The sequence below is a fragment of the Treponema denticola ATCC 35405 genome (assembly GCF_000008185.1).
Taxonomy (GTDB): domain Bacteria; phylum Spirochaetota; class Spirochaetia; order Treponematales; family Treponemataceae; genus Treponema_B; species Treponema_B denticola.
In genome coordinates this window covers 531220-557529 of the sequence record NC_002967.9, presented here as the reverse complement: position 1 = coordinate 557529, position 26310 = coordinate 531220, and the positions used below count along the sequence as shown (strand labels likewise).

The following is a 26310-nucleotide window of genomic DNA, read 5'->3' as shown; positions in this document are numbered from 1 at the left end:
AGGACTTAATGGAATTAATTGAATACATGCGGCTAAGAAATAAAATGACACAAAAAGAATGGGAAGACTCTTTTGAGAAAAAGGAACGAGAGATTATTGTTCTAAGGCACGAAGGCGGCGGCGGAAGTTTGAGAAACGGTTTTTGGGACTGGGCCGCTTATTTTTTAGCTTATGTGGACTGTGAAACAGGTGAACTGCATAAAGAAGAAGGGCGTATAGTATTTCCTGTCACAGACAAAGAAAATTTGCCATATCAATTTGAAGACGAAACCATTTACAAATTAAAGGTGCGTGCAAAGCTTCCTGAGGAAGTTCCAAACGGTGTACTACCGACAAAAAAACATTTTTTAGTTGTGGAAGTTCTTGAAAAAAATGCGGCTTGTAAGGAATTGGAAGAAATACTTGCAGAGTATAGAAAACCTATAATTTTACAAGATGATATATTAGGTGAACTGATTTATGATAAACAAATTAAAAGTTTTCAAGGAAGTATTATTTGGCAGGATAGAAAAATAAATATTATATTAGATGTAGATAAGGATAATAAATCAGGAATAACAAAGGCGAAAAAAGCCCTGAAAACAATGGTTTCAGAACAGGAAAAATGGGATGCAGAACTGCGTAGTTTTGCTGCCAAGAAACTTACTAAGCTTGCCTGCGAATGGGCAGAATCTGATGAAGAAGCTGCTGAAATTACAGAAGAAAGTTTTGCAAAAAGAATTAGCCTCAGTTCAATTTGTATGACATCAGGCGATTCATTTTCTGCCTATTTTGATGATGACGACCTTTTCTTCGGGCATTGTATAACAGTATGCGGAAGCTTAAAGAAGGGGATTGTGTCGGCTGATATAGAAGGGTGAGAAAATATAAGGAGAAGAAAAATGGCAAAGAAAAGAATTACCTTACCACAAAATTTTGATGAACTGATTACAGCAGGAGATGTTGAAGCTCTTAAAGCCGTCTATGATAAATGTGAGCTTACAGCTCATAACGGTAGATACAGCTTAAATACGGCACTTCATTATGGCGGTGTTCCTGATGAACTTGTGATCTGGCTCGTTGAACAGGGCTTAGATGTAAATACACTCGATTATTATGGGCGTACGCCATTATATAAACATGCCACTCTGGGCAGAGATACTGTAAAACTGCTGTATGAATTAGGAGGAGATATACAAAAACCTGATACATATGGAAGTACACCTCTGCATACGGCAGCAGGGTTTTTCCGACCTAAGATAGTAAGTTTTTTGATTGAAAAAGATGCAGATGTTAATGCAAAAAATGATATGGGACGAACTCCGCTAGCCGAAGCCCTTGCTACTTGCAGAAATAGTAATGTTGTACAGGCAGCGGAAATTGCAGAAATGCTGATAAAGGCAGGTGCTGAGGTAGTACCTGAAATGGCTGAAAGAGTCGAAATAATCGGTAAGGATTTTGAATTTCACAGAGAAAACTTTAATAAAGACTCTCTGGCCGAAACAGAAGCAGGGCTTGAAAAACTCTATGCACTATTTGATGTAAAGCCTGCTCCAAAACGTAAAATACATGACGGCGTTTCTCCCATTATTGTAAAGACAGGTTCTTGGAAGGAACAATACGATGAACTTTGGGAGATGCTGATTCCTTCAAGCGGAGCTGCAAAAACAGTACAGGGAGAAGTTATCCGTATAACAGGCAGGGTGCAGGATGAGCTATATAGAAATGGCGGAGTAAACTGGGATAAAGATTATAGAAATATGCTTAATTCTCTGCCAAATCATTTTGCTTCAGGCACACCGCTTTCTGAGGAAGAACTGAAAGAGACCAAAGAGCTTATTTCAAATATCCGTGCAAACGGTGAGGATGAAGAAGTTATAACAGAGCGTTTGCGTGAACTTTCGGTTCTCTGGGTATTGTTAAATCCTACTCCTATTCTTTTAGGAAAAACAAATTATAACAGATGATTGAGAATATAAACTTATAAAAATAGTTCTTTGAGGCGGCAAAATGAGAGGGAAACCTCATACAAGTATTTTTTGTTCTCTTATAAATAAGCAATAGGAAAAGATGGAATAAGCCGTATTATCTTATTGAAAAACAAGAGAAAGAAAACAACTTTGATGCGAACATAAAAGGAGAATGTATATGAATATTTTTAAACCAATAGTCATTTTATTATGTATTGTGTGCAGTGTAATTTTTTTAAATGCCTGTTCTCATATTAAAGAAGATAGTGAAATGATAATCAAATATTTGGATAATAGATTTGGTAAGGATGCATATACCATTAAGAAAGATAAATATTATCGCCGCTGGCTTGTGACATTAAATGAATATCCCGATCTCATCATTTTTTATACTGTTTCCCGTGATCCTCTTTCCATGACATCACCATCTATAAAAACGAATTTTGATGAGATTTTCGGCGAGTATATCATTGAGGAATACAAAAAAAATTATGAACTTGGTAATGATGAGATTTTTTGGGAAATCCCTATAAATTTTATATACTATACGAAAGTACATTCACTTGAAGAATTGAAAGTTCCTTATGATAGAGCGATGGAATTTATTGCATTCGTTTCTGAAAAACATCCGATGCTTATTGATGAGAGATTACTAAACATACGAATGGATATTGACGGCATCAAACTGAAAGGTGCAGCTGATGATGATAGCATGATATATCAAGATATTTCTGAAGTAAAAAAAGATGGGCTTAACATAAAATCCTATGAAGCTATTTGTAAGGAATTGAAACCGCAATTAAAAACGCATTCGGATAATCCGAATGGATTTACATTTCATGCAGATATTGGAAGGTCTTTTATTTTAGGCAGTGATACATTTGAAGATTGTTTCTTTAAAAACCTTATTATAAAGCAAGGAACGATTGAAGAATTAAAAAACATCATTTTGCAACCGGGGGAAATAAGTAAGGCTTATGTTTTTAAAAGTGATAATCAATATGAGTTTACAAATATAACTTTACAAGCTAAAAACTTATCGGATTCACCATGTTCTTTGCTTGAGGCAACGATTATCAAAGCAATTATAGATGATGCAAAAGAAATATATATTGAACCGGTATGGATTGATCTTGTTTTTGATAAACGGAGAGAATGGAAAGAGCCTTATGAAATACTAGGAGTTTCTCCTCCAAAAACAGAGCAAGAGAATATGGAAGGTGTGCAATATAAAAATATTAAGATTTTATTTGAAATGAATCAATATTACAAAGAAGTCAAAAGGATTACATTAACCTTTCTATAAGTAAGCAAAACTAAATAAGCAACACTTGTTAGGGAATGTATTAGAATTGCGAACGGAGAGATGATAAATGGCAATAGACGGTGCAAAAATTATAGGCAGTGACGATGGGTATGATAATGATTACTGAATGGATAGAAAGAATAAAGCGAAAACACAATTGTAAAGCACATTTTGGGAGTGATAGTTTTCAAATGAAAGACTGTATCATAGCTCCGGTCCACCTGATTCCGGAGGAGATTTATGATAATCAAGAGTTTGATTTCTATGTCAAAACAAAATATGATGTTTACCTGCTCCGTATTATAAATAATGAAGCTAAGTGCGGGATTATTTATCCGGCAAAACTTAGCGGTATTATATATATCATAAGCAATTTACCTATTAGCAAAAACAATATAACCGAATCTATTCAAAAAACTCTAAATCGATTAGAGGAATATGGCTTTCCAAATTTAAAGAACTCAAAATGCAACATCGCATTTCAAATAGAGTGATAAATTGAGTGTTTACGCAATTAAAGAAAAAACTTTGGTTACTCTTAAAATAAAAGACTCGAGACAATTAGGAAATATGGCAGTAGAAAAACAGCTTAAATATGATGTAATTCTCAATATAAAATAATTATAATAAGGAGATATCTTTACTAAAATTTTTTATTCTGTTACTCTGAAAAGCGGAGGTGATAATTTGTATCATTCAAGATGGAAAAACAATCATTATTCAGCCGGATTTTCTTATGGAAGCCGCTTGTATAAAAATAATGTAAAAATTGATTTTGCAAAGTTTTTAACTAATGAGAAAATGAAATATGGCAAAGAAGTTTTTAGTATTTATCATGAATATTATTCTGAAATCATAGAAGAAATTCAAGGTTTTGCAGATGGACAGAACTATGATTTTGATAAAGTATTTTCTTTTCTTGTAGGAATGTATGTATTTACTTATGATACACATTGTTCTATGATTGCATTTTCAAATAGTAATGGAATATATTTTGCCAGAAACAGTGATTTTATGATTGAAGTTGAAAAACTGTCTGACAGTGCTTATTACAAACTTAATAAGGGATATTCCTTTATTGGAAATACGACAGCAATGATCGAAATGGAAGATGGAATAAATGAAAAGGGATTAGCCTGCGGACTTACCTTTGTATATCCTACGGTAAAAGATGTAGGATTCAATGCGGGGTTTCTAGTAAGGTATATTTTGGAAAAATGTGAAACAATAGAAGAAGTAAAAAGCTTTTTAAAGAAAATTCCGATAGGATCTTCACAAAATATCATTGCAATAGATAGGTATGGGACAGTTCTATCTGCTGAACTGAATGCAAGATGTCAGGATATAAAAATAGGAAACAGGGCTCTTAAAACAAATCATTTTGTATCAAATAAATTAAAATCCTACAAATATGATGGAAAAGACGATATTTACTCTCATGAAAGATACAAAACTTTAGAAAGCCAAAAATTTGAGGAATACACACTAGATAATGTATTTGCTTTAATGAGAGGAGAAAGAGGTTTTTTATGTCAATATAATAGAAAAAATGGATTTGATACAATATGGTCATCTGTATACGATATAAAAAATAAGGTGATTTATAGATGTGAGGGGAATCCAGATAGAAAAAAATATCAGATAGATAAGAGGATGCGTAATTTGTAAACATATGAAAATGGAATTACTCAGGATTTTGGAGTATGGGATTCTCCGGATGAATTGCTGAAACATCATCATCAGGAAGTGTCAGGAATAAAAGCCTTTGCTTACAAACATTTAGGAAGGCATTTGATGAACTACAATGTAAAGAAAATAAGAGCGGGCGCTACTCTCTGACGTTTGATTTGAATTGATAAATAGAATGGAATATGATATAATTTTATTCAAATCAATTTGAATAAAATTAATTTGAATCAAACTATTAATGAGGATATACATATGTTCATTGGAAGAGAAAAAGAATTATCATATCTAAATGAATTTTATCAAAAACCCGGACTCGGAATGACAGTTATATACGGACGCAGACGCATCGATAAATTTACCCTTATTTCGGAATTTGTGAAAGATAAAAAGGTAATTTTTTATACAGCAACCAAAGTGGGCAAAGAAAGAAATCTGGAGTTATTCTCAAAACAGGTAACGGATGTATTTTTAGCCGGTATTGAAGATAGAAGCTTTCGTACAATCAGGTTACATGATTCTTTGCAGGATGAAAAGACAGTATTAGTATCACTTGACGAGATGTATCAATAGTCAGTGCTTGTATGGAATAAAGCGTTGAAAAAGGAGTTGTAAATTATGAGAAGAATAACATTTCAATGCAATAAATATTCACCCGGTGTATTGTATATTATGGTGTTATTCGGAGTAACTCTTGGACTTTTGACTTTTTATGCATTTCTTGTGTTTTCCGGTATTGAAAAAGGACCGGAACATGGACCGGTATATTTCAGAGAACATCCCATGCATGCTGTTTATTTGATATTCGGCTTAATTTCTATTGCTATGTCACTGCCGGCATGGATTGCCGCAAAATGTTGGAGCAGCAAGGAAGAAGAAGCACAGCTTGAACTATATGAAGATCATGCCGTTTTATATTGGAAAAATAAAGAATTACACATCAAACAAGGAGCGTTAAATATTAAGATTCCCAAACCACAGCCTTATTGGTATAAAACTTACGTATTAAAAATACCAAAACATAGAGTAGTTTTGGTCGGCTCCGTAAAAGAAACAAAAGAAAAGAGAAGAAGGCAGCTTTCTTTGGATATTGCAATAGAAGAGCTGTCAGTTTACAAAAAATAAAAAGCCGTGTACATAATGTAGATAGAGTATAAAATCATTAACCATTTCAAGATACACCCTATCGGGTATATAATCGCCTCTGATTAAATAATTATACCTGTTAGGGTGTATTTTAGTGCTAATTGCTTGACATTATACCCTAAAGGGTGTATATTATTCTTATAATAACTTCAAAAGAGGCAATATGAATAGGATAGCGGAATTCATTAAGACCAGCAGAAAATCTGCCGGTTTGACACAAGAAGATTTTGCGATAAGAGCCGGTCTTGGACTTCGCTTTGTCCGTGAATTGGAGCAAGGAAAAGAAACCGTACGCATGGATAAAGTGAATGTTGCACTGGCGATGTTCGGTATGGAGGCCGTCCCGGGAAAAAAGGAAGGTGTAACTTCGGCAACCAAATAAGATTGCCTCGTTAACCGTCGAGTTTGCTGACCGCAAACATCGCATATTACAATGTGCGCGTTACGCGCACCAATGCAACAGTTTTCGAGAATTGATATTCTCTCAACTGTTCCATTTTAAGGAATATAAATGAAAAACATATTCAGAACTGCGGATGTCTATGTATATAATAACTTTGCCGGAAAACTGAGCGAGACTGATGAAGGATATTCTTTTTCTTACGATAAAACCTATATCAAGGCAAGTAACCATCCGGTTTCATTGACACTTCCGATACGTGAAGAACCTTATAAATCAAAAACATTATTTTCTTTTTTTGACGGACTGATTCCTGAAGGCTGGCTTCTTGATATTGTAAGCCGTAATTGGAAGATAGATCCTAAGGACAGATTTGCATTGCTTTTAGTTGCTTGTAAAGACCCTATCGGAAACGTCAGTATCAGAGAGGAAAAGATATGAACTGTCTGTGTTGCGGAAAGCCGATAAAAGACAATAATGAAAGTAGCGGCTGGCATAAAACATGTATAAAAAAATTTTTCACAACAGCCGTTATTCCGGAAATTGAAATAACAGATTCGGTGTTGGAAGAACTGGCAAAAGAAAGCACCAATAAAGGGTATACTATTCCGGGTGTTCAAAAAAAACTTTCATTACATCTTTCAAAGGAAGTTTATCCCAGATTGACTGTTGTGAATTACCCGACGGGATATATTTTAAAACCTCAAGTAAAAGAATTTCGTGCATTGCCTGAGGCTGAACATCTTGTTATGTCTATGGCAGATAAAGCTAAGATTAGAACAGTTCCTCACGCTCTTGTAAAAAGCAAAGACTCTTATGCGTATATTACAAAAAGAATCGATCGTGTTTTTTCAAAAGATTCCAATGTAAAGCTGATTGCAATGGAGGATTTTTGTCAGCTTGATTTAAGATTGACTCAAGATAAATATAAAGGCTCTTGCGAACGGTGCGGAAATATAATTAAAAAGTATTCATCCCGTTCAGGCCTTGATATGAGCGAACTATTTTATCGGCTGGTATTTTCGTTTATTGTTGGAAATTCCGATATGCATTTAAAGAATTTTTCCTTGATTGAATCGGAATCGGGCTCAGGAGAATATCATCTTTCCCCTGCATATGATTTGCTTCCGGTAAATGTAATTATACCTGAAGACAAGGAAGAATTTGCTCTGCCGATAAATGGAAAGAAAAGAAATATTCATCGTAAAGATTTTCTTATCTTTGCAGCCGGTTGTGGAATAGCAAAACTTGCAGCGGAGAAAATGATAGGACAATTAATATTTATGGAGCCTGTATTCATTGATATGTGCTGTAATTCTCTAATGCCTCAAGACATGAAAGAAGCCTTTATAGAATTAGTAGATAAAAGAGTATCAGCTCTTATGGTATATTAAGGGTTTACAAACATTGCTTTTCACTATGCTGTTTAATATGTTCATAGCGGTTTTATGTTATATTTTTATGGTATATAATGTACTTTATTATCGGAATTCCGGAATGAAATCGTCATAGTTATCCTCGTAATTATCGAATCATTTATAACCTACTGCTAGAAAAACACCATTAAAAATGATACAATCCTCAATACAAAATAACTTTGAGAAAAAAATATGGAAAAACAAGCACTTTTAAATCAATGGCTGCATGAGCAAGAAACAGCTCATATTAAAGGTTGGGATTTCTCTCACATTAGAGGAAGGTATAAAGAAGAGGACGATCTTCCATGGGATTTTGGAAAAATCATAAAATCTTATCTGAGTGATACCGATTATTTATTGGATATGGAAACAGGCGGCGGAGAATTTCTTTTATCTTTTATGACCAATGCTAAACACACTGCTGCGATTGAAGGCTATGAACCAAACATCAAAATATGTGAAGAAAGACTTCTTCCTTTAGGGATAAATTTTAAAGCATGTGACGGCGGAGATATCCTTCCTTTTGAAAATAATTACTTTGACATTATTACTAACAGACACGGTAAATACAATGTAAATGAGATTAAAAGAACTCTTAAAAAAGGAGGAGTATTTCTTACACAGCAAGTAGGCGCTGAAAATGACAGAGACCTGGTAGAGCTTTTAATTGGCAATATTGACATTCCGTTTCCGGAAGCTTATTTGAATATTGCAAGACAGGAATTTGCAGATAACGGATTTGATATTATAGAAGAAGCTGAAGTCTATAGGCCGATAGAGTTTTATGACGTAGGTGCACTTGTCTGGTTTGCGAGAATCATTGATTGGGAATTTCCCGGTTTTGAAGTGGAGAAATATCAGAAGAACCTTTTTAAAGCGCAGGAAATTCTTGAGAAAGAAGGTGTAATTAAGGGAAGAATTCATAGATATTATTTTGCGGCAGCTGCATTATAATAACGGCGCCTTTTCTTTCTTCGCTTTCGGCAGAGACCGAACCGCCTAGCACTTGCATAATACTTTTAACGATAGAAAGCCCCAATCCCGCTCCGCCTGCACTGCGGACATGTGCTGCATCTCCGCGGTAAAACCTCTCAAAGATATGCGGTAATGCATCTTCTCCGATTCCCGGACCGTTATCCGAAATCGAGATAATATAAGAATCCCTATATTCGGCCGAAAGAATGATGTGTGCATTTTCTCCTGCAAATTTTACGCTGTTGGAAATAATTATTGTACAGGCCTGATGCAGCAGTTCCGCATCGGTATGGATAGTTTCAACCTCGATATGAGTATCGAAGCTTATACCGGGAGCATATGTTTTTGTTTCGTCTACGAGCCTTTCAAACAGCGCCGGGATGGAAAGAGACGCAGCCTTAATCTTGATACTGCCGTTTTCAAAACGGGCAATACGCAGCAGGTTTTCAATAATCGACTGCATAGAATGAGCTTCGCGGATCAGCACAGAAAGCGAGTGCTCCAGCCTATCTGGATCGTCTTTTCCCCAACGGCGAAGCATATTCGCATGGCCTAGTATGACGGCAAGCGGCGTTTTTAACTCATGAGAAACATCGGCTGTAAACTGCCTTTCTCTGGCAAAATCGGTTTGCAGGCGGGAAAGCAGGTTGTTAAACGTCTTTGCAAGTTCATCAAAATCATCCCCTTTGTCCGTAACAGGCAGCCTTTCATCGAGATTGGATGCTCCGATTTCAAAAGGCTTTGCAAGATAATCGTCAGCACCGGAATCAAGCCCGCTGACCTTATCGAAGGTTTCTCCCCGCGCTGTAAGCATAATGACCGGCACGCTCGATGTCTTTCTAATCCGCCTGAGCACTTCAAGCCCGTTCAGTTGAGGCAGCATAATGTCAAGCAGGAGAATATCGGGAGTATCGCTTTCAAAAAGCTCAAGAGCTGTTCTTCCGTCGCCGGCGTGTAAAACGCTGTAGCCTTCATGTTCCAATTCGAACCGTAAAAAATCCGCAATTCCTTCATCGTCTTCCACAATCAATACTTTGTTCATCAATCATCCTCCTCAAAACGCAGATACTCGCTGTAATGATTGTGAGTTATTTTGCCGTGTTTTTCTTTATCCTTATGCGGATGAATATTTACAAATTCAAATCTGTATTCTTTGTTGCAGTGTATATCATCGAAATGAGAACTATACAGAGGAATATGATTAAAACTCTTTGCTTCAGGTAAATCGATATAAAAGGGTTCATCTTTTTCTGAACCTAAAACAACGGAGACAGGAATCAGTATTTTTATTTTGTTTCCTGCCTTATTAAAAGAAAGAACCGCAGCGCCCGGCAGCGGATTTCCGTTTATGCGGATAAACTTTTTTTGCAGGGTCCGCGGCTCGACAGGGATATTGAATTTTATTTCTATTTCAAGATAATTGCCGGACTCTATTTCGCTTTCTATTTTGGTAACATAAAATAACTCAACGGCCGAGGGCAGACGCTTTCCGCGATATCGAAGTGTTTTGCAGTCATCATCATGTTTTTCTGCAAAGGCTGCCGCATAAAGCATAAAATATATAAGTGCCGCCGCAATAAAGACGATACGTTTTCTATTCTTTTCCATAAACATATTATACAATATTTTTGCCGTCTTGTGTCGTAATTTTAGATTAAAATTTTTTAATCTTTTTACAAGCCACCTTTCATGATACAAATAAAAAAAATCGGTATATTTACTGCGGACGGTGAGAGTAACCGTATCAATTTTTAAGGAGCATACAGATGAATAAAGGTATTGAAAAAAAAGCAAGGGTAATTACGATTGCACTATTCTTGTTGGGAGGCTCGGTTTTTGCAGATTCGCATAAACCGAATTCGAAAGAGGGAAAGCACGGTCACGGTAAAGGGTTTACCTATAATAAAAGATCGGCAGACAGCAAGGCTGATATTGGAACGGCAGGATATCAACTCATGGGAGATTGGGTATTTCGCGGCACCGATAAAGCCGAAAAGGTAGAGTTCGACCGCGATGGTACAATGGAAATCAAATGGCATCAGGGATTTGATTCGGAAACGGAATGGGAAGGATTTTGGACGGCAACGGATACCGAAATCACTTTTACCGTAAAAACAAAAGAAACGGAAACATGGATAAATGGTGCAAAAAAAGAAGTCCGCGAAAATATAAATGCAACATGGAAAATCCAATACTCAATAACCGATGATACGCTCACACTGACAGGAAGCGATTTGCCTAAAGAACTTGCAAACCTGCAGCTGTCACGAACCGGCCGATGGCATTAACAAAAAAGCACACGGGTGAATACCCGTGTGCAAAACCTGATTGAATCTTTTAATAAATTGTATTATCTTTAAATATAAAATTTTCTTTTTGTTAGATAGCTTAGTTTATCAAAGAGCTTAAAATGAAAAAAAATGTTTACCGGCAAAAAACTTTATCTTGTTTTTTATTTTATTTTTTGATAGAATAAGGACAATAAAATATTTGGAGCTATTTAAATGACAGACAATGTGGAAAAAATACTTAACCGTTTCTTTTTTAAAAATGTAAACGGTATTTGGACAGGAAATATAGGCAATAATAAATTTCTTATTAGGCAAGATAAATCAACCAATCAAGAACTTGTTCTTAAAACTTCTTGTGCCGTAAGCGGAGCAAAGGGAGACCTATTCGCTTTTTTAGATGAGCAAAAAAAGATGGGAAAGATAAAAACCTTTAATATGGATGAAGATTTGTTATCCTTGACCTATACTTGCAATAACAACGATTCAGAGTTTGAATTTTTCTTAAAAGATCTTTCCGATATTTTAACAAAGTTAGAATCACACGATGTTTGCTTTTCATGTAATAAAATACGGGAAACAAATGCTTATAAAATCAAGAACGTTCCAACATTTTTATGCTCAGAATGTGTAGAAAATTTTAAAACTAAGATGGAAAAAGTAAACAATGAACCGAATAATTATTTAACCGGAGCCTTATGTTGTATTATAGGGGCCTTAGTCGGCTCTTTAGCTTGGATCTTAATAGGCTATTTCGGTTTTTATGCATCCATTGCAGGATATTTTATAGCCTACTCTGCATTTTACGGTTATAATTTTGGAAAAGGAAAGGCAACCAAAACAGGTGCTATAATAAATATCATTGCGATAGTTTTTGCTCTGCTTTTTGCCGAATACATAGGCTTATTTTTAGCCGTCCAAAAAGAGGTTAGCTTAGATTTTGTATCCTTTGTAAAATTCTCTCCGGTATTTTTTGCCGATCCGGTCTTTATAAAATCCATCCTTCCCAGCTTAGGTCTCGGTTTTTTGTTTGCCGGCTTAGGTTCTTATAGAATAATCAAGGATATGTTTACAAAGGCAAATGAACTTTCAGACATCTCTATAGAAAGAATTTGATAAGTTTACAAGAGTATCACATTGAATAAAACCGCTTCGCTTAATAAACCGATTTGTACAATCGTGTCAATATGTTTTCAAGCTTTTTGCCGTAATTCGGGTCTGCAGCCCAAGTTCCGGCAAGCCCGTAAATTGTAGGAGCCTTCCCCTTAGGATTAACATATTTGTATCGCGGATCAGCCTGAGGGCGGACAAGGGGCTTAGCCGTAGCATAAGCCTTTAAGTGCTGAACATGGGCTAAAACTCCGGTCTTCTCACTTGGAAAACTTTCTCCTTTTTTTCCGTCTCCGAGTGAGCCCAGTCCGCAAAAATTATTCATCTCCTCGCTTACAAGACCTCCGAAACGCAAAAAACCTGTTTCCAAACACATTTGCGAAAAAGCAATATCCGAATTTATTCCTTCCGTCTCAGCTTCTTCTATATAAAATTGAGCCAGCCGTTTTACCTTCGCCCTATCGACCTTGGGGTTTTGGCTCATAAAAAAAACGGTTAAATCATCAGCCGAGCATCTGCCTCGGCTTTCTATTAAATGAGGAGGCCGTACAAAAAAACTCAAACATGAAAAAAACAAAAACGATAAACCAAAAATAAAGATATAAAAAATCCGCTTTCTCATAGTTATAGTTTCGGAGAAAATACATCGCACTTGAATTTTCTCTTGACCAAGTTTCTTTTTAATGATATTATACCGCCCCTGTAAAAAATTTGATAATTTTTGCAAAAAGTTTTTATGGAAGAAAAAATGATTAAGGTTCAAAATATTTGCAAAACATACAAGGTCGCAAAAAGAAATAAAGGCTTAAAGGAAGCAGCAAAGGCTCTTTTTAAGAGGGACTATGAATATATAAAAGCTTTAAACGATGTTTCTTTTACAATTAGCGAAGGAGAAACCGTAGGTTACATCGGACCGAACGGAGCCGGAAAGAGTTCTACCATAAAGGTGCTATGCGGAATCCTTACTCCCGATTCGGGAACTTGCGAAATTGCAGGTCTTGTTCCATGGAAAAAGCGAGTGGAATATGTAAAAAACATCGGTGTAGTTTTTGGGCAAAGAACTCAGCTGTGGTGGGATATCCCCGTTATAGATTCCTTTGAACTTTTAAAGGATATTTATTCTGTACCTCAAAATCTTTTTCAAAACAATTTGGAAGAGCTGATCAATCTTTTAGAATTAAAAGAAATTGTCAAAACACCTGCCCGTCAGCTTTCTTTAGGCCAAAGGATGAAGTGCGAAATTGCAGCTTCTCTTTTACATAGTCCCAAAATTCTTTTTTTGGATGAACCGACAATCGGGCTTGATGCTCTTTCAAAATTGACGGTTAGAAAATTTATTTCGGAACTGAACAAAAAAAATAAAACGACTATTATTTTAACAACCCACGACATGCAGGATATCGAAGCAATTACCGAGCGTATTATTTTAATAGACAAAGGACGGATTCTTTTGGACGGCACATTAAAGGACATTAAAAAGGATTCTTTATCTTTGGATGAAAGCCTTGCCGAGTTTTATAAAGAGAATTGTTAAAGGGCTGCACGGCTTATGAAAAAATATCTTTCTTTTTTTAAAATACGCTTTATCGCAAACTTACAATACAGGGCAGCAGCTCTTGCCGGCATTTCAACTCAATTTGCATGGGGAACTTTAAATATAATTTTATTTAAGGCCTTTTATGAATCCTCTCCGGAAAATTTTCCTATGGGCTTTTCTGCTTTTGTTTCTTATATTTGGATGCAGCAGGCATTCTTAGCGTTTTTTGCAATGTGGACATTTGAAAGTGATATAACCGATTCGATTGTTTCGGGCTCCATCGCATATCAAATGTCTAAACCGATAAACATATACAATCTTTGGTTTACCCGCTCGGTTGCATTAAGACTTGCAAGAGGTCTTTTAAGATGTTTTCCGGTTTTAATAATTGCCTCAATTTTACCTCAGCCTTACCGTTTGATAATGCCCGATCTTCTTACTTTTTTTATATTTATAACTTCTATGATATTGGGACTTTGCACGGCAGCAGCCTTTACCTGCCTGATATACGTGCTTTGTTTTTTTACTGTTTCTCCCAAAGGGCTTCAAATAGTATTTTTCTCGGCCTCCGAGATGCTCATGGGACAGATAATCCCTATTCCTTTTTTCCCTGAAACAATAAAAAAGATTTTGGAATTTTCTCCCTTTACCGGAATTCAAAATATTCCTTTAAGAATTTTTTCTTACGATATTTCATCTGTCGATACAGGCAAAAAAATACTCCTGCAAGTCTTCTGGCTCCTTGTTTTATTTTTATCGGGAAAAATTATTGCAAGAGCAGCAGAAAAAAAACTGGTAGTGCAAGGAGGCTAAATTAAAATTTTAAAATAATTATGAACGGCTTAAAACTTTATTTTAAATATCTAGGCATTCTTTTAAAAAGCACAATGCAATACAAGGCTTCATTTTTTTTATCCTGCTTGGGTCAGTTTCTTTTAACCTGTAACAGCGCGGCAGCTCTTTATTTTCTATTTGCGCGCTTTCAGTCCATAAAAGGTTTTTCTTTTGGCGAAGTTATCTTTTGTTATTCAATAATGCAGTTAAGTTTTGCCATTACCGAAAGCTATGCAAGGGGCTTTGATACGTTTTCTACACTGATTATAACCGGAGACTTTGACAGAATTCTTTTGCGTCCCCGAAATTTACCCCTTCAAGTGCTGGGAAGTAAATTCGAATTTTCAAGGATAGGAAGATTACTCATAGCCGTCGTTTTATTTTTTTACGGCATAAGATTCGGAAATATCGATTGGTCTTTTTTAAAGGTGTTGACTGTTTTCTTTATGCTCTTAGGAGGCATAGCAGTATTCTCCGGGCTCTTTTTAATCTATGCAGCTATTTCTTTTTTTACCATACAAAGCCTTGAGTTTATGAATATCTTTACCGATGGGGCTAGAGAATTTGCCTCATATCCTGTTTCAATATACGGAAATAAAATTTTACGCTTTTGCACATTTATAATTCCTTATGCCCTTTTCCAATATTATCCGCTTTTGTTTTTATTTGACAAATACAAAAATCCTGCCCTCGCCTTTTTACCTCTTCTTTCATTTTTGTTTTTGATTCCTGCTTATCTTTTGTGGCGGCTCGGAGTTTCAAAATATAAGTCGACGGGCTCGTAAAAAACATCGGCATTAAATTTCTATTTTATAAGTTTTCTCCATTATAATATTTTTCATTTATTTATTACATAAACATCTAGTAAAAATACAAAAATTAGTGTACAATCGCGTCTGCCAAATCTTAATGTACATTCAATAAAAATCAATTATAAATAGTTTTTAAAATAACATTTGAAAGGAACTCTAAATATGGTAGGTGAAAAAAATTATCGGAAGGAGGGAAGACGGTTTTCTATTTTAAGAAAATTGGTTTTCTTTTTTGGTATGTTAATCCTGATAGGAGGATTTACAATGGGAGCCTCTGCTTTATTTGTAGCAAAAAAGGCCTTATTGGGAAAAATTGAAGAAGCTCTACTAATGAAGGCAGAGGATACGGCCGAAATTGTCGACAGCAGGGCGAATTCCATGTTATATTTTTTGGAAGGTCTTGCGCGCATTCCGGCACTGCGTGATTCCAAACTCAGTTTTTATGAAAAAGTAAAGGCATTACAAAAAGACGCAGAGCGGAATAAAACGATAGAATACTTTGGAATTTCCGATATAAACGGGATAAGATATTCTGCTGATGGATATTCCATTTTTGTCGGTGATAGGGAATGGTATAAGGAGGCTATTAAAGGCAAGAATTTTATTTCCGAACCGATTATAAGCCGTACAACGGGTGAACTGCAAATTATATTTTCCGTGCCTATTTATGATGATGAACACAATATTTTGGGCGTATTTAGCGCCGGCGTTAACGGTTTGGCCCTTAACGATCTAATCGACGACATCGTAATAGGAGAAACGGGCGGCTGTTATATTATCGATGCTTCAGGGACAACGATTGCCGATAAGGATATAGAATTGGTTAAGAGACAAGAGAACAGCATTAAAAAGGCTATATCCGACCCTGAACTTAAAAGCATTGCCGATTTTGAACAAAAAGTCTTAGCATCTTCTGAAGCAGGTTTAGCCAGATTTGCATATGAAGGACAACAAGAAATAGCCGCTTATTCTCCTATGAAAACTAAAAACTGGAAAGTCATAATCAGTGCTCCCGTTAATGAACTTACCGGCAGCCTCCGGCCCTTAAAAATTACAATCAGAATTATAGGTGTTACCATATTGATTATATCCATTATACTTACGGCTATTATCGCCCTTACAATAGTAAAGCCCATTACATCAACGGTTCAAGCGCTTAAAAATATTGCAGATGGGGACGGAGATTTAAGGGTGCGCTTACCAATCAAAAGAAATGATGAAATAACCGATTTATCAAAATACTTTAACAAAACAATTGAAAAAATAGGAAACTCAATCAAAACGGTAGGTTCCGAAACTCAGGAAATGAAACAGATAGGAAATGAGCTTGCAAGTAATATGACGGAAACGGCAAGCGCCATCCATCAAATAAGTACAAACATAGAAGGAGTAAAACAACAAGCCCTTACACAAGCGGCGAGCGTTACCGAAACCTCAGCGACTATTGAACAGATTATTAAAACTATCGCACAATTAAACGGCATGATAGAATCTCAAGCTGCCAATGTAGCCGAATCTTCATCGGCAATAGAGCAAATGGTAGGAAACATAAGCTCCATAACTCAGACTCTTGCAAGAACGGATGACGCAATCAAAAATCTTGCAGGAGCTACAGCTGAAGGAAAAGAAACACTTTCTCTATCAAATACCGTAACTCAAAAAATTTCGGAGGAGTCGGGCGGCCTCTTAGAAGCTTCAAGCGTTATCCAGCATATTGCAAGTCAAACAAACCTCCTTGCCATGAATGCAGCGATTGAAGCAGCTCATGCCGGCGAAGCAGGGAAAGGCTTTGCCGTCGTTGCCGATGAAATTAGAAAGCTCGCAGAAGAATCAAGTTCACAGGGAAAAACAATAACTTCAACCTTAAAGGTTTTAAGCAAAGAAATTGAAAATCTTTCATCTTCTTCAAAATTGGCTGAAGAAAAATTTGACAGCATCTTCGCTTTATCGGAGCAGGTAAAAAAGATGAGTGAGTCTCTTATGCTTGCAATGAAAGAACAAGAAAACGGCGGCCGTGAAGTTTTGACGGCAATTCATAATATCAATTTAATAACTTCTCAGGTAAATGACGGTTCTGCCGAAATGCTTGCGGGAGGAAAAAACATTGCCGTTGAAATGCAAAAACTTGATGACCTTACAAGAGTTATCACTGCAAGCATGAATGAAATGGCAGCGGGTGCATTCCAAATAAATGAAGCGACTCAAGAAGTCAATATTATTTCGCAAAAAAATAAAGAAAATATCGGCAATCTCGTAAACGAGGTTGAAAGATTTAAAGTCTAAAAATTAAGAGGAATAAAATTCTAATTTTATTCCTCTTTTTTTATTCTCCCCTCTTCTCCTTAAAATATTTTAAAAGTTTTAAGTGTAAATTATTTTTTCTTTGCCTCATATTCGGGAAGGCCGATAAAATATGCCCCTTGTTTTTTTCGGCAATAAGTTTAAGTTGTTCTTGTACTTTTTCATAAGCGGAATATCCGTCTTGTTTTAGTTTTTCACGCAGAAGATTAAAACTTTCTGCAATATTGCTTTCGCTTATCCTTTCGTGTATATTGAGAGTTTCAAGATGTGTGTAAAAATTCTCTGTCAAATTTTTAATATGTAAGAGCGCATCATGGAGACCGATCAGAGCCTTAAGCGTAAAAATAAAATCACCAATAAAAATAAAAAGCAAGGCTTTTGAAATAATCAGAATAAATAAATCCGGTATTTGATTTACATATTTTGAAATAAACGGATTTACTATATACATTAAAGCAAGCCCCAATATTCCAAAAAGCGTCGAATTAAGGGCACAAACCCTTCCGTTAATATTCAGTTTGTGTTTTGAATAATCCCACCACAGGGTATCAAATAAATATTCCAAAATAAAACTTGCCGCATACTCAAGAGAACTTGTTAAAAGTACGGCAGCAAAAAACAAAACTATAGGATAAGGGATTAAATTTTTTAGCGAAAAAATTAAAATCAAAGCCCCAAAACCGTATATGGGACATACAGGTCCGTAAAGCATTCCTCGGTTTAATACAAACTTCCTTTGTAAAAGCGAGCAATAGACTACTTCACAAAACCATCCGATAAAACTGTAAATAGTAAAATATAAAATCAAATAATCCAATGCCATATTAGTATTTTACTATAAATAAAAAAAAATAACTATTAAAATTTGAAAATATGTTGACAAATGATATTATATATAGTACCATATAAACATGGCTAGTGTTGAAAAAATAATTGAAAAAATGAAAAATCAACCAAATGGTATAAGAATTCAAGAGGCTGACAAAGTTCTTGAGTATATAGGCTATAGGTTTGACCGTCAAAAAGGTTCTCATCGGCACTATATAAATGCTCAAGGGGATGTTATAACCGTGAAATCCGAAACCCCATTAAAAGCATGCTATGTAAAAGATATTTTAAAAAGAATGTAGGAGGTACTTATGCAAATAAAGGATTATTTAAATTTACCGTATTCAATTATCACAAAAAAAATACACGATGAGAGCGGCGTATATTATTATGCACAAGTTAAAGAGCTTGATGGTTGTCAAAGTTCAGGTGAAACATTAGAAGAAGTGTATACAAATATATATGAAGCAATGGAAGGCTGGATAGAAGCAAAACTTGAAAACGGTTTCACAATACCTATGCCTCAAGACGAAAATAATTATAGCGGAAAGTTTCTTTTAAGACTTCCTAAATCTTTACACAAAGAACTAGCTTTAAATGCAGAACATGAAGGCGTTTCCTTAAACCAATACGTTCTTTATAGACTTTCTTAAAATTTAAGGGAATGGCCGGCATCATTTTCCTTCTACTCTTAAAATTAAGTTATCCTGTTTTAAGGCCTTACGCAATGAAGGTGTTCCGCCTGTAGATACTGAAATTTTAAGCACACTTTCTATTTTTATGTTTTTAAAAATTTCCAATTCTTTTTTGTTTGCGGGGAAACAAAATTCCTTTCCGTTTATTTCCAAAACCTCATCTTGGGATAAGGGCTTTTTTCTGACGAGGCTGATTGTCCAGAAATTTGTTTTGTATAAGCCTTTTGAAATTTTTAGATTAAGTTCAAGCTCTGTGCAAATAAAATGAGAAGAGTAATAATCTTTTCCCGTAAAGCGGTAAAGTTTTTTTGTAAATGGAATTTCGTTTTTTTCTCCGCTTAGTTCTAAAATACTATCTTGAGGAATATCTAAATTTAATTCTTTACAAAGTTTTTTTGCGCACCCTTGAGAAGGCGCTTTTGATTTAAAAAAGCTGCCTATTTTCTTTAAGACCTCGGCTTCAAATGCGACCACGGAGCCGTCACCCTTTGGGCCTATGTTCAAAAGATAATTACCTCCCATGGCTCTTACCCTTATAAGGCTTTCTATAAGCTCTTGGGCTTTTTTATTTTTATCGCCCCGTCTTTGCCATGAACGGTAGCCCCATGTTTCATGATAAATTGAAGCAGGGGTTTGCCAAGGAACATTCAAACTTTTATCAGGAAATTTGTTATCCCCCATTGTACAAAAATCTCCGCAGTCATTCCATATACGGCCGTTTATCATCATATCGGGCTGAAGCTTTTGAGCAAGGGCTCTTACTTCTTCACTTTGCTTTTTTGTCGGGTAGCCCATATCCATCCAAAGCTCGCAAAGAGGACCGTAATTTGTAAACAATTCTTTCAGCTGTTCAATATTAACTTTTTGATGCTTGGGCGGAATTTTATCGCTGTTATGATCGCTTATAGGAAGAGCAAATTCGCAGTTCCAATCTATCCAAGAAAAATAAAGGCCGAACCTTAAACCGTTTTTTTTACATGCTTGAGAAAGCTCTGCAATAAGGTCTCTTTTTGCAGGAGCCTTCACCGAATTATAATCGGTAGTCTTTGTGTCAAAAAGACAAAAGCCGTCATGGTGCTTTGCCGTGATAATGATGTATTTCATTCCTGCAGCTTTTGCGAGGGCACATATCTTTCCTGCATCGAAATTCTTACAGGTAAATTTATTTTGTAAGGCCTTATATTCTTCTTTAGGAATTTTACCGTGACTTAAAATCTGCTCACTGTAACCGCGCTTTACCGGTTCACCCTTCCATACACCTCCGCATAAAGAATAAAGTCCATAATGAATAAACATTCCAAAACCTAATTTTTGCCACTGTGTAATTTTATCCGGTTTCATAATATTGAGTATATAGGATAGGATAAGAGATTTCAAGTGAGCAAAAATAGGCTTAAAACAACAAAAATTTAACATCCACGTAACATCCGTTACCGACTTCTATTCATAAAATACTTATAATTTACTCAAACCTTTGAAAAATAGGAGAATACTATGGACACTATGTTTTGTTTTCAATGTCAGGAGACATTTAAAAATTCAGGCTGCGTAAGGGTCGGAGTATGCGGGAAAAACCCCTTAGTTGCAGGATTACAGGACTTTCTCATCTGGGGAACAAAAAAGCTTTCCGAGGTGACAAGTTATATGAGGGAAAACGGGATTAAGGTTGAAAAAGAAATTAACCACATCGTAAGCACAAACCTTTTTGTTACAATAACCAATGCAAATTTTGATGAAAAAGCAATTAACAACAGAATAAATATTACTCTTAAAGCAATCCATGATTTGCATAGTTCTTTAAACCGCCCCTTTGATCCGGAGATTGAAGTGTATATTGACTCGGATATACCGAAAAGACTGGGCAAGGCCATTACAATAGGCGTTTTGCAGACAAAAGATCCCGATAAGCGCTCCTTAAAAGAACTTATTATCTATGGTCTAAAGGGGCTATGTGCCTATGTAAAACATGCTAACGCCTTAGGCTATGAAGACGAAGAGGTTGATGCCTTTATTCAAAAAACGCTTTCAATGCTCATAGATGAAAAATTGAGTGTTGATGAACTTATTTCTCTTACCTTAAAGACAGGAGAAGCAGGAGTTAAGGGAATGGCTCTGCTGGATAGCGCCAACACAGGCAGCTACGGTAACCCCGAAATAACCGAAGTTTCGATAGGTGTAAGAAATAATCCGGGCATCCTTGTATCTGGGCATGATCTAAAAGATATCGAAATGCTTCTTGAGCAAACTGAGGGTACAGGCGTTGATGTTTATACTCACTCCGAAATGCTCCCTGCAAATTATTATCCGAAACTAAAAAAATATAAGCATCTTGCAGGTAATTACGGTAATTCGTGGGCCAAACAGGTTTCCGAATTTGAAAGTTTTAACGGCCCAATCCTTATGACAACCAACTGTATAATTCCTTCAAAGGCTTCCTACGTATCAAGAATGTACACGACAAATGCAGCAGGACATCCCGGCTGTGTTCATATCGAAGCCGATGAAAACGGACATAAGGACTTTTCCGAAATTATAAAAAAGGCAAAATCCTGTCCGCCCCCAAAAGAAATTGAAAGCGGAAAGATTATAGGCGGCTTCGCTCACGCCCAAGTTTTTGCTCTTGCCGACAAAATTGTCGAAAGCGTAAAAAACGGAGATATTAGAAAATTCATAGTAATGGGCGGCTGTGACGGCAGGCACACAACAAGATCTTATTATACGGGTTTTGCAGAAGCTCTTCCAAAAAATACCGTCATTCTAACGGCAGGCTGTGCAAAATACAGGTATAATAAATTAAATCTTGGAGATATAAACGGCATTCCAAGGGTATTGGATGCAGGACAGTGCAATGATTCTTATTCCCTTGCCCTTATAGCTCTTAAATTGAAGGAAATATTTAACCTAAGCGATATTAATGATTTACCTATAATTTTTAATATAGCATGGTACGAACAAAAAGCCGTTATAGTACTCTTGGCCCTATTGTTCTTAGGCGTAAAAAACATACACCTTGGGCCTACTATTCCCGGCTTCCTTTCACCCAACGTAAAGGATGTTTTAATAAGCAAATTCGGATTATCGGGAATCTCTTCAATAGAAGATGATATAAAACATTTTTTCGGTTAGAAACATAATCGGGAGGACAGGCTAAGGGCTTTTATTGATAAGCCCTTAGCTAAAGTCTTCGAGTTTATCAAGGTTGACAATGATGGTATCTTTTTCGATTTTTAAAAGCCCATCTTTTTGCATGCTCATAAGCTCGCGGGATAAAGATGGCCGAGGAACCGCTAAGTATTCGGCCATAGCCTCCCTGTTTAGGTTTAGCTCAACCTTTGAACTTCCTTCAGCCTGCTGCAATAAATAGAGGGCTATCTTTTGACGAAGACTGAATGAAGAAAAGATAAGAAGCTTTTGGTTTAAAAAATAAGCCTTATGAGCTAAAATATTTAATAGGTTCTTTAGAACCTTAAAATGAGTTTCGGAGTACGCTCCGGCACCAAAGACCCCTTCTATGGGGAGACAAAGAATTTCGGCATCGCTAATTACACGGCATGAGTAATCGTAGATAGCCGAATCCAAAAGAGCATAGACTTCGGCAAAAACCGTACCGGGGTTTTCAAAGCGGTTTACAATAAGCCGCTTTCCATCGGCAGTGTTTTTTTCGATTTGAACGATACCCGATTTTAAAACAAAGAAAAAAGCGGGAGTATCGCCCTCAAAAAAGATAAAGGCATCTTTTTTATAGTTGAGGGTTTTAGCCTTGGTATTTTTTAAATATTTTTCCGCTTCTTGAGCGGGTATATTTTTAAAAATAGGATTCATACTTTTAATTTCGGGTTATTTTGATTTTAACTTGATTATAGATCGGAGGATTATAATGAATAAATATTTTAATATGGATGAAAGTGTTTTTGATATTACCGAACGCTTTCCTGAAACGATAAGATACTTGGCAGAAAAAGGTTTTACCCCTCTTACCAATCCCCTTATGCGCAAAATAATGGGGAAAAAGATTAGTCTTGAAAAAGCCCTTTTAACGAAGAATCTTGATATCGGCTTGTGCGAAAAAGAGCTTATTGAAGTTATCGAACAAAATAAAAATATCGGTTTTGCCGAAATAGATTTAAGCTTAGAAAAGAAAAACGCACAAAACACCGGTTATGATGACGGCAAAAAAAATATAAGGATTGAGGGAGTTCTTCCATGTCCTATAAGAATCCCCTTGCTTGAAGCCTTTAAAGAATTTCATTCCAAGTATATTGAAGAAAATAAAGATGAGCTTGAAAAACAAAACTATAAAATCAGCTATGATCTTCGTTCCGCAAACCTCGGAATCGACTGGATAATAAAAGAAGCTCAAACAGGAAAAAAGGAAAACCTCCCCGATATTCTCCTCTCTGCAGGGTTTGAGCTTTTTTTCGACAAAAAGCTCATGGGCTCCTTTATCGAGAACAAAGATTTTCACTGTTCAATCGAAAAAATGAATAAGGACTTTTGCAACGATTATATAGACCTTAGAGACGGCAAAAAAAACTATGCAATTATCGGGGTAGTTCCCGCAGTAATGATTGTAAACACCGAGCTGTTAAGAGGAAGAAAGATGCCCGAAACTTGGGCAGACCTCCTTTTACCTGAATTTGAAAATTCGGCGGCAATTCCCTTCAGCGATTTGGACTTGTTTAATTCGGTAATCCTAAATATTTACAGCCGTTTCGGAGATGAAGGTATAAAAAAATTGGGCAGAGCTTGCCGCACCTCTCTTCATCCGGCACAAATGGTAAAGGGAAAAGCGTCTCTGGTTTTAAAAAATCCTAAATCCGTTGTCAATGAACCTCCTGCCGTAAACATAAGCCCCTACTTTTTTTCAAAGATGATAAAAGAAGATTCGGCATTAAAAACGGTTTGGCCCAAAGACGGGGCTATAGCGGCTCCGATTTTTATGCTTGTAAAAAAAGAAAATGAGGCTTTGACAAAGGCCTTTGCGGATTTCTTCCTTTCAGAAAAAACCGGAAGGGTGTTTTCCGAAAGCGGTTTTTTCCCGTCAACGAATCCCGATGTCGATAACCGTTTAGGCGAGGATAAAAAATTTTCTTGGGTAGGTTGGGACTTTATTTATCAAAACGATATAGGTTCTCTTTTGGAAAAAATCAAAACCGATTTTGAAACAGCTGCCGGAAAAATTTAAGGTCTGTGTAACATCTGTTACAGACTTCGTCACATAGATTTGTTATATTATATTTATGAACTTAATAATATTTTCAGGCCCGCCATCGTCGGGCAAAACAAGCGTAATCTTAAAAACAATAGATGCCTTAAAAAAACAAAATATAAAAACGGGGGCAGTAAAATTCGACTGCCTTTATACTGATGATGACCTTCTATATCAAAAGGCCGGAGTTCCCGTCCAAAAAGGAATCTCCGGCTCCCTATGTCCCGACCACTTCTTTGTGTCAAACATAGAGGAGGCCGTGCAATGGGGAATCAAGGAAGGGCTTGACCTTTTGGTAAGCGAGTCCGCAGGGCTTTGTAACCGCTGTTCCCCCTATATAAAAAATATTTTAGGTATCTGCGTAATCGATAACCTGTCGGGGATAAATACGCCAAAAAAAATAGGCCCTCTTTTAAAGTCAGCCGACATCGTAGTTATCACAAAGGGAGACATCGTTTCTCAAGCTGAACGCGAAGTTTTTGCGGCAAGGGTAAATGCCGTAAATCCTAGGGCGGTCATCATGCATGTAAACGGTCTTACGGGCCAAGGAGCCTTTGAGCTCAGCACCCTTTTAACGGATAAGGCCGAAGATATTTCTACGGTACAAGGAATGGAACTCCGCTTTCCCATGCCTGCCGCCCTTTGCTCTTATTGTTTGGGTGAAACAAGAATAGGAGAAAACTTCCAGATGGGAAATATCCGCAAGATGAAAATTGCCGAAGAACAGGGGAGAAAAAATGAACAATGAATTTTATTTAAGTGATGAAAATACAGAGGTTAAAAAACTTTCTGAAAAATCGATTCAAGATATTTTAAGCGAATACCCTTTTATCGAAGATTTTATAAATGAAAACCGCTTGATTGAAATAGGTATTTTAAAAAACAAAGAGCAGACTCTAAAAGATTTTTTACAATCGCTTTCCGATGAAGTTTGTGAAGAAGAAGCAATAAACAGAGAAGAACTTTACTCTGCATTTTTTGAATACATAATTCAAATGAAGTCTTTCCTTAATTTGGAAAATGCAAACGAGGTTCACAACCTCACAATTCTTCCCGGAACAAACAAGTCAGGCGAAACCGAAAACTTTGATGAGCTTACCCTTTATACCTCTCAAATTATTTCGATTGTAGGCCCGACAGGGTCCGGAAAATCGAGGCTCCTTGCCGACATCGAATGGACTGCTCAAAAGGATACTCCTACAAACCGCAGCATTTTAATTAACGGTAAAACACCCGATAAGACAATCCGTTTTTCGGTAAACAATAAACTTGTGGCTCAGCTCTCGCAAAATATGAACTTTGTAATGGATTTATCCGTCAAAGAATTTATCGAGCTCCATGCGGAAAGCCGTCTTATCCAAAACAAGGAAGATGCGGTAAAAAATATCATAGAGGCGGCAAACAATCTTGCGGGAGAAAAATTTAATTTGGATACGCCGATAACGGCCTTGAGCGGAGGACAGTCGAGGGCTCTTATGATTGCGGATACAGCTATTTTAAGCTCCTCTCCCATCGTTCTCATAGACGAAATAGAAAACGCAGGCATTGACCGCAAAAAAGCCTTGGAACTCTTGGTTTCAAAGGAAAAAATTGTTTTAATGGCCACACATGATCCGGCTCTGGCCCTCTATGCGGATAAGCGAATAGTTATCAAAAACGGAGGAATAGCATCCGTTATAGAAACTTCAAAAAAAGAAAAAGAAATTCTTGCCGAGCTTGAAATTATGGATGCAAAAATTCAAAATATGAGAACAAGGTTAAGGGCAGGAGAAGAGCTTGGGCTTACAGGCTAGAGGAGAATGATAAATCGGGAACT

At 36.4% G+C, this 26310-nt stretch carries 29 protein-coding genes; 23 read left to right on the top strand and 6 right to left on the bottom strand.

Annotation, left to right across the window (positions count from 1 at the left end; all coding sequences use genetic code 11):
- The first annotated feature begins 8 nt into the window (after positions 1-8).
- The 11 genes from TDE_RS02440 to TDE_RS02385 all read left to right on the top strand — a co-directional run bounded on the left by TDE_RS02440 (position 9) and on the right by TDE_RS02385 (position 8859).
- Entirely contained in the window at positions 9-860 is an 852-nt protein-coding gene (locus tag TDE_RS02440) for a DUF2262 domain-containing protein (RefSeq protein WP_002681628.1), read from the top strand.
- A gap of 21 nt (positions 861-881) precedes the next feature.
- Positions 882-1946, top strand: a complete 1065-nt coding sequence (locus TDE_RS02435) for an ankyrin repeat domain-containing protein (RefSeq protein WP_002681626.1) — start codon at positions 882-884, stop codon at positions 1944-1946.
- A gap of 181 nt (positions 1947-2127) precedes the next feature.
- Entirely contained in the window at positions 2128-3255 is a 1128-nt protein-coding gene (locus TDE_RS02430; RefSeq protein WP_002681624.1) for a hypothetical protein, read from the top strand.
- A gap of 104 nt (positions 3256-3359) precedes the next feature.
- On the top strand, positions 3360-3749 hold the full coding sequence (locus tag TDE_RS02425; protein ID WP_002665934.1) for a hypothetical protein: 390 nt from the start codon (positions 3360-3362) through the stop codon (positions 3747-3749).
- 193 nt (positions 3750-3942) lie between these two features.
- The gene (locus TDE_RS02420) at positions 3943-4923 is read left to right on the top strand and encodes a C45 family autoproteolytic acyltransferase/hydolase (protein WP_002681622.1); all 981 of its coding nucleotides are present in this window, start codon (positions 3943-3945) and stop codon (positions 4921-4923) included.
- 273 nt (positions 4924-5196) lie between these two features.
- Positions 5197-5514 carry an ATP-binding protein gene (locus TDE_RS02410; protein WP_002681620.1) on the top strand — a complete coding sequence of 106 codons (318 nt, stop codon included), beginning with the start codon at positions 5197-5199 and terminating at the stop codon, positions 5512-5514.
- 45 nt (positions 5515-5559) lie between these two features.
- Positions 5560-6066, top strand: a complete 507-nt coding sequence (locus TDE_RS02405) for a hypothetical protein (protein WP_002681619.1) — start codon at positions 5560-5562, stop codon at positions 6064-6066.
- 184 nt (positions 6067-6250) lie between these two features.
- Positions 6251-6469: a helix-turn-helix domain-containing protein gene (locus tag TDE_RS02400; protein ID WP_002681617.1), complete on the top strand. Its 219-nt coding sequence runs from the start codon at positions 6251-6253 to the stop codon at positions 6467-6469.
- Positions 6470-6598: 129 nt separating this feature from the next.
- Positions 6599-6928 carry a HipA N-terminal domain-containing protein gene (locus TDE_RS02395; protein ID WP_002681615.1) on the top strand — a complete coding sequence of 110 codons (330 nt, stop codon included), beginning with the start codon at positions 6599-6601 and terminating at the stop codon, positions 6926-6928.
- A complete protein-coding gene (locus TDE_RS02390) occupies positions 6925-7881 on the top strand; it encodes a HipA domain-containing protein (protein WP_002681613.1) in 957 nt (318 codons plus the stop codon). The genes TDE_RS02395 and TDE_RS02390 overlap by 4 nt, the downstream gene beginning before the upstream one ends.
- A 216-nt stretch (positions 7882-8097) precedes the next feature.
- Entirely contained in the window at positions 8098-8859 is a 762-nt protein-coding gene (locus TDE_RS02385) for a class I SAM-dependent methyltransferase (RefSeq protein ID WP_002681611.1), read from the top strand.
- Here the strand turns inward: TDE_RS02385 and TDE_RS02380 are convergent.
- Both TDE_RS02380 and TDE_RS02375 read right to left on the bottom strand, forming a co-directional pair.
- A complete protein-coding gene (locus tag TDE_RS02380; RefSeq protein WP_002681602.1) occupies positions 8813-9922 on the bottom strand; it encodes a sensor histidine kinase in 1110 nt (369 codons plus the stop codon). The genes TDE_RS02385 and TDE_RS02380 overlap by 47 nt on opposite strands.
- On the bottom strand, positions 9922-10488 hold the full coding sequence (locus TDE_RS02375) for a hypothetical protein (RefSeq protein ID WP_002681599.1): 567 nt from the start codon (positions 10486-10488) through the stop codon (positions 9922-9924). The genes TDE_RS02380 and TDE_RS02375 overlap by 1 nt, the downstream gene beginning before the upstream one ends.
- Positions 10489-10646: 158 nt before the next feature.
- On the opposite strand from TDE_RS02375, the gene TDE_RS02370 reads away from it, so the two are divergent.
- Entirely contained in the window at positions 10647-11168 is a 522-nt protein-coding gene (locus tag TDE_RS02370; protein WP_002681597.1) for a hypothetical protein, read from the top strand.
- Between the two features lie 216 nt (positions 11169-11384).
- Complete coding sequence (locus TDE_RS02365; protein WP_002681596.1) at positions 11385-12284, top strand: hypothetical protein; 900 nt, start codon at positions 11385-11387, stop codon at positions 12282-12284.
- 40 nt (positions 12285-12324) lie between these two features.
- Here the strand turns inward: TDE_RS02365 and TDE_RS02360 are convergent, their stop codons facing one another.
- Entirely contained in the window at positions 12325-12900 is a 576-nt protein-coding gene (locus TDE_RS02360) for a glucosaminidase domain-containing protein (RefSeq protein ID WP_002681594.1), read from the bottom strand.
- A gap of 126 nt (positions 12901-13026) precedes the next feature.
- Here TDE_RS02360 and TDE_RS02355 point away from each other — a divergent pair, with 126 nt between their 5' ends.
- From TDE_RS02355 to TDE_RS02340, 4 genes are all read left to right on the top strand, one after another.
- Entirely contained in the window at positions 13027-13812 is a 786-nt protein-coding gene (locus TDE_RS02355; protein WP_002681592.1) for an ABC transporter ATP-binding protein, read from the top strand.
- A gap of 15 nt (positions 13813-13827) precedes the next feature.
- Positions 13828-14628, top strand: coding sequence for an ABC transporter permease (locus TDE_RS02350; protein WP_010956754.1), 801 nt, complete (start codon positions 13828-13830; stop codon positions 14626-14628).
- A gap of 20 nt (positions 14629-14648) precedes the next feature.
- Entirely contained in the window at positions 14649-15434 is a 786-nt protein-coding gene (locus tag TDE_RS02345; protein WP_002681582.1) for an ABC transporter permease, read from the top strand.
- 189 nt (positions 15435-15623) lie between these two features.
- Positions 15624-17744: a methyl-accepting chemotaxis protein gene (locus TDE_RS02340; RefSeq protein ID WP_002681580.1), complete on the top strand. Its 2121-nt coding sequence runs from the start codon at positions 15624-15626 to the stop codon at positions 17742-17744.
- A gap of 40 nt (positions 17745-17784) precedes the next feature.
- On the opposite strand, the gene TDE_RS02335 is transcribed toward TDE_RS02340, so the two are convergent.
- The gene (locus TDE_RS02335) at positions 17785-18585 is read right to left on the bottom strand and encodes a putative ABC transporter permease (protein WP_002681579.1); all 801 of its coding nucleotides are present in this window, start codon (positions 18583-18585) and stop codon (positions 17785-17787) included.
- Positions 18586-18673: 88 nt separating this feature from the next.
- Here TDE_RS02335 and TDE_RS02330 point away from each other — a divergent pair, with 88 nt between their 5' ends.
- Both TDE_RS02330 and TDE_RS02325 read left to right on the top strand, forming a co-directional pair.
- Positions 18674-18892: a type II toxin-antitoxin system HicA family toxin gene (locus TDE_RS02330; protein WP_002665984.1), complete on the top strand. Its 219-nt coding sequence runs from the start codon at positions 18674-18676 to the stop codon at positions 18890-18892.
- Positions 18893-18901: 9 nt separating this feature from the next.
- On the top strand, positions 18902-19243 hold the full coding sequence (locus TDE_RS02325; RefSeq protein WP_002665986.1) for a type II toxin-antitoxin system HicB family antitoxin: 342 nt from the start codon (positions 18902-18904) through the stop codon (positions 19241-19243).
- 21 nt (positions 19244-19264) lie between these two features.
- Here the strand turns inward: TDE_RS02325 and TDE_RS02320 are convergent, their stop codons facing one another.
- The gene (locus TDE_RS02320) at positions 19265-20701 is read right to left on the bottom strand and encodes an alpha-L-fucosidase (protein ID WP_002681576.1); all 1437 of its coding nucleotides are present in this window, start codon (positions 20699-20701) and stop codon (positions 19265-19267) included.
- Between the two features lie 78 nt (positions 20702-20779).
- On the opposite strand from TDE_RS02320, the gene hcp reads away from it, so the two are divergent.
- A complete protein-coding gene (gene hcp, locus TDE_RS02315) occupies positions 20780-22411 on the top strand; it encodes a hydroxylamine reductase (protein ID WP_002681572.1) in 1632 nt (543 codons plus the stop codon).
- Positions 22412-22456: 45 nt separating this feature from the next.
- On the opposite strand, the gene TDE_RS02310 is transcribed toward hcp, so the two are convergent.
- Entirely contained in the window at positions 22457-23107 is a 651-nt protein-coding gene (locus TDE_RS02310; RefSeq protein WP_002665989.1) for a Crp/Fnr family transcriptional regulator, read from the bottom strand.
- Positions 23108-23162: 55 nt separating this feature from the next.
- Between TDE_RS02310 and TDE_RS02305 the strand changes: the two genes are divergently transcribed.
- From TDE_RS02305 to TDE_RS02295, 3 genes are read left to right on the top strand one after another with little or no spacing between them, the layout of a single operon-like run.
- A complete protein-coding gene (locus TDE_RS02305; protein ID WP_002681571.1) occupies positions 23163-24470 on the top strand; it encodes an ABC transporter substrate-binding protein in 1308 nt (435 codons plus the stop codon).
- Between the two features lie 55 nt (positions 24471-24525).
- On the top strand, positions 24526-25242 hold the full coding sequence (locus TDE_RS02300; protein ID WP_002672626.1) for a GTP-binding protein: 717 nt from the start codon (positions 24526-24528) through the stop codon (positions 25240-25242).
- Positions 25232-26287 carry an ATP-binding cassette domain-containing protein gene (locus TDE_RS02295; protein WP_002681570.1) on the top strand — a complete coding sequence of 352 codons (1056 nt, stop codon included), beginning with the start codon at positions 25232-25234 and terminating at the stop codon, positions 26285-26287. The genes TDE_RS02300 and TDE_RS02295 overlap by 11 nt, the downstream gene beginning before the upstream one ends.
- Positions 26288-26310 lie beyond the last annotated feature (23 nt).

What these genes read in the sequence shown, in the direction of transcription:
- TDE_RS02320 (WP_002681576.1), bottom strand. Translation starts at nt 20,701, where the DNA reads ATGTTAAATTTTTGTTGTTTTAAGCCTATTTTTGCTCACTTGAAATCT.
- TDE_RS02410 (WP_002681620.1), top strand. Translation starts at nt 5,197, where the DNA reads ATGTTCATTGGAAGAGAAAAAGAATTATCATATCTAAATGAATTTTAT.
- TDE_RS02335 (WP_002681579.1), bottom strand. Translation starts at nt 18,585, where the DNA reads ATGGCATTGGATTATTTGATTTTATATTTTACTATTTACAGTTTTATC.
- TDE_RS02360 (WP_002681594.1), bottom strand. Translation starts at nt 12,900, where the DNA reads ATGAGAAAGCGGATTTTTTATATCTTTATTTTTGGTTTATCGTTTTTG.
- TDE_RS02300 (WP_002672626.1), top strand. Translation starts at nt 24,526, where the DNA reads ATGAACTTAATAATATTTTCAGGCCCGCCATCGTCGGGCAAAACAAGC.
- TDE_RS02325 (WP_002665986.1), top strand. Translation starts at nt 18,902, where the DNA reads ATGCAAATAAAGGATTATTTAAATTTACCGTATTCAATTATCACAAAA.
- TDE_RS02400 (WP_002681617.1), top strand. Translation starts at nt 6,251, where the DNA reads ATGAATAGGATAGCGGAATTCATTAAGACCAGCAGAAAATCTGCCGGT.
- TDE_RS02385 (WP_002681611.1), top strand. Translation starts at nt 8,098, where the DNA reads ATGGAAAAACAAGCACTTTTAAATCAATGGCTGCATGAGCAAGAAACA.
- TDE_RS02330 (WP_002665984.1), top strand. Translation starts at nt 18,674, where the DNA reads ATGGCTAGTGTTGAAAAAATAATTGAAAAAATGAAAAATCAACCAAAT.
- TDE_RS02340 (WP_002681580.1), top strand. Translation starts at nt 15,624, where the DNA reads ATGGTAGGTGAAAAAAATTATCGGAAGGAGGGAAGACGGTTTTCTATT.
- TDE_RS02440 (WP_002681628.1), top strand. Translation starts at nt 9, where the DNA reads ATGGAATTAATTGAATACATGCGGCTAAGAAATAAAATGACACAAAAA.
- TDE_RS02310 (WP_002665989.1), bottom strand. Translation starts at nt 23,107, where the DNA reads ATGAATCCTATTTTTAAAAATATACCCGCTCAAGAAGCGGAAAAATAT.
- TDE_RS02430 (WP_002681624.1), top strand. Translation starts at nt 2,128, where the DNA reads ATGAATATTTTTAAACCAATAGTCATTTTATTATGTATTGTGTGCAGT.
- TDE_RS02405 (WP_002681619.1), top strand. Translation starts at nt 5,560, where the DNA reads ATGAGAAGAATAACATTTCAATGCAATAAATATTCACCCGGTGTATTG.
- TDE_RS02375 (WP_002681599.1), bottom strand. Translation starts at nt 10,488, where the DNA reads ATGGAAAAGAATAGAAAACGTATCGTCTTTATTGCGGCGGCACTTATA.
- TDE_RS02390 (WP_002681613.1), top strand. Translation starts at nt 6,925, where the DNA reads ATGAACTGTCTGTGTTGCGGAAAGCCGATAAAAGACAATAATGAAAGT.
- TDE_RS02395 (WP_002681615.1), top strand. Translation starts at nt 6,599, where the DNA reads ATGAAAAACATATTCAGAACTGCGGATGTCTATGTATATAATAACTTT.
- TDE_RS02435 (WP_002681626.1), top strand. Translation starts at nt 882, where the DNA reads ATGGCAAAGAAAAGAATTACCTTACCACAAAATTTTGATGAACTGATT.
- TDE_RS02355 (WP_002681592.1), top strand. Translation starts at nt 13,027, where the DNA reads ATGATTAAGGTTCAAAATATTTGCAAAACATACAAGGTCGCAAAAAGA.
- TDE_RS02305 (WP_002681571.1), top strand. Translation starts at nt 23,163, where the DNA reads ATGAATAAATATTTTAATATGGATGAAAGTGTTTTTGATATTACCGAA.
- TDE_RS02350 (WP_010956754.1), top strand. Translation starts at nt 13,828, where the DNA reads ATGAAAAAATATCTTTCTTTTTTTAAAATACGCTTTATCGCAAACTTA.
- TDE_RS02295 (WP_002681570.1), top strand. Translation starts at nt 25,232, where the DNA reads ATGAACAATGAATTTTATTTAAGTGATGAAAATACAGAGGTTAAAAAA.
- TDE_RS02345 (WP_002681582.1), top strand. Translation starts at nt 14,649, where the DNA reads ATGAACGGCTTAAAACTTTATTTTAAATATCTAGGCATTCTTTTAAAA.
- TDE_RS02380 (WP_002681602.1), bottom strand. Translation starts at nt 9,922, where the DNA reads ATGAACAAAGTATTGATTGTGGAAGACGATGAAGGAATTGCGGATTTT.
- TDE_RS02370 (WP_002681597.1), top strand. Translation starts at nt 10,647, where the DNA reads ATGAATAAAGGTATTGAAAAAAAAGCAAGGGTAATTACGATTGCACTA.
- TDE_RS02425 (WP_002665934.1), top strand. Translation starts at nt 3,360, where the DNA reads ATGGGTATGATAATGATTACTGAATGGATAGAAAGAATAAAGCGAAAA.
- hcp (WP_002681572.1), top strand. Translation starts at nt 20,780, where the DNA reads ATGGACACTATGTTTTGTTTTCAATGTCAGGAGACATTTAAAAATTCA.
- TDE_RS02365 (WP_002681596.1), top strand. Translation starts at nt 11,385, where the DNA reads ATGACAGACAATGTGGAAAAAATACTTAACCGTTTCTTTTTTAAAAAT.